Genomic DNA, 1,292 nt, shown 5'->3' with positions numbered 1-1,292 from the left:
TCCACTACGCTACAAACGCGGCCCACTCAGAGGCTGCACACCCATAAACCGGTGTGCATCAAACCCGGGGTGGTTCACCCAGCTCTTCGCGCAGCGTGCGGACCATCCGCACCGCAGCAGCCTTCTCCTCCGAGCTGTAACGGCGCGTCGTGGGCTTCCCAGGCGACTGTTCCTTCGGCATACCTGCATCCTCGTTTCCAAGGTCAGGAGCCTCCAGCATTTCCAGGGCGATTCAAATCTGCAACGGACTTTGGAGGCGCGGCGGATCGCCAACGCTGAGCGGGAGGCGCGGGAACAGGCGATTGTGCGGTCGCTCAGTGAGTTCCTCGGTGAGCTGGACAAGCTCGACCATGCCGAGCAGTCGGCCGCCAGGAGCGAAGAGACGGCGCGGGCCAAGGCCGCCGAGCAGATTGCGCGGATCGAGCGGGAGCTGAACGAGCGGGTGGAACGGATTCGGCAGGCCTCCGAGGACAAGGCCGCGGTGATCCGGCGGGCGGCCGGCGCGGCGGCTCAGGTGATGCGGGCCAACGGCGAGACGGTCGCGAGCATCGCGGCCCAGAGCGGCCAGACGCAGGCACGCGTACGAGAACTGTTGCGCCTGGCCGACAGTGAGGACCACAACAGCGCGGCCGGCGACCAGGAGCCGGGGCAGCCGTCCAGACCTGCCGAGCAGGACGGGCAGCCGAGCGGCGGCGTCGCGACTGCGGATGGGCACCAGGCGGCCGTGAGCGTGGAGGCGGGGCCGGTCGCTGAGGCGTTGAGCGCCTGAGACCGCCGTGGCGAGCTACACCCACTCCCGAATGCGACAGGGCCGCGATCTGGTGGTGGATCCGCAGTCTCATGCCGGTGAGGTCGCCCGGTTCCTCAACCACGTGGTGCGCGGGCCGGGGCGCCAGGACTGCTGGCTGTGGACTGGGGCCATCGGTTCGGATGGCTACGGGCGCTTCGCGTTGCGGCGCGGTGGGTGGCGGCAGGTCGGAATGGTGCGGCCGTCGCGTTATGCGCTGGCGCTCGCCCTGGCGGGGCAACCGCTACCGGGTGAGGTGCGGGCACTGCACGAATGTGATGTGACGCTGTGCGTGCGGGTCGTGACGGAACAGGAACTGGTTGCCGGTGTGCGGCCGCACGTGACCGCGGGCACGCAGCGGGAGAACATGGAGCAGATGGTCGCGCGGGGCCGGGGTGGGGGCCCGGCGGGGGGGGGGCGGGGCCGGGGGGGGCGCGGGGGGCGCCGGGGGCGGCGGCGCGCCCCGGGCCGCGGGGGGGTTGGGGGGTTGGGGCGGGGGGGCGGG

At 71.6% G+C, this 1,292-nt stretch carries 2 protein-coding genes; one reads left to right on the top strand and one right to left on the bottom strand.

The genetic code is table 11. The annotated features are described in order from the left end of the window. Window positions 1–58 precede the first annotated feature (58 nt). Complete coding sequence (locus CQY20_RS36050; RefSeq protein ID WP_272938850.1) at window positions 59–181, bottom strand: hypothetical protein; 123 nt, start codon at window positions 179–181, stop codon at window positions 59–61. A gap of 123 nt (window positions 182–304) precedes the next feature. On the opposite strand from CQY20_RS36050, the gene CQY20_RS33795 reads away from it, so the two are divergent. Next, window positions 305–769, top strand: a complete 465-nt coding sequence (locus CQY20_RS33795) for a hypothetical protein (protein ID WP_234816546.1) — start codon at window positions 305–307, stop codon at window positions 767–769. The last annotated feature ends 523 nt before the right edge of the window (window positions 770–1,292 follow it).

This window comes from Mycolicibacterium agri (genome assembly GCF_002553505.1).
Classification (GTDB): Bacteria; Actinomycetota; Actinomycetes; order Mycobacteriales; family Mycobacteriaceae; genus Mycobacterium; species Mycobacterium agri.
The sequence above is the reverse complement of the archived record's forward strand: the minus strand, read 5'-3'. Positions and strand labels throughout refer to the sequence as shown.

Bases quoted from the DNA above. Each gene is read 5' to 3' on its own strand.
- CQY20_RS36050 (WP_272938850.1), bottom strand. From the start codon at position 181: ATGCCGAAGGAACAGTCGCCTGGGAAGCCCACGACGCGCCGTTACAGC.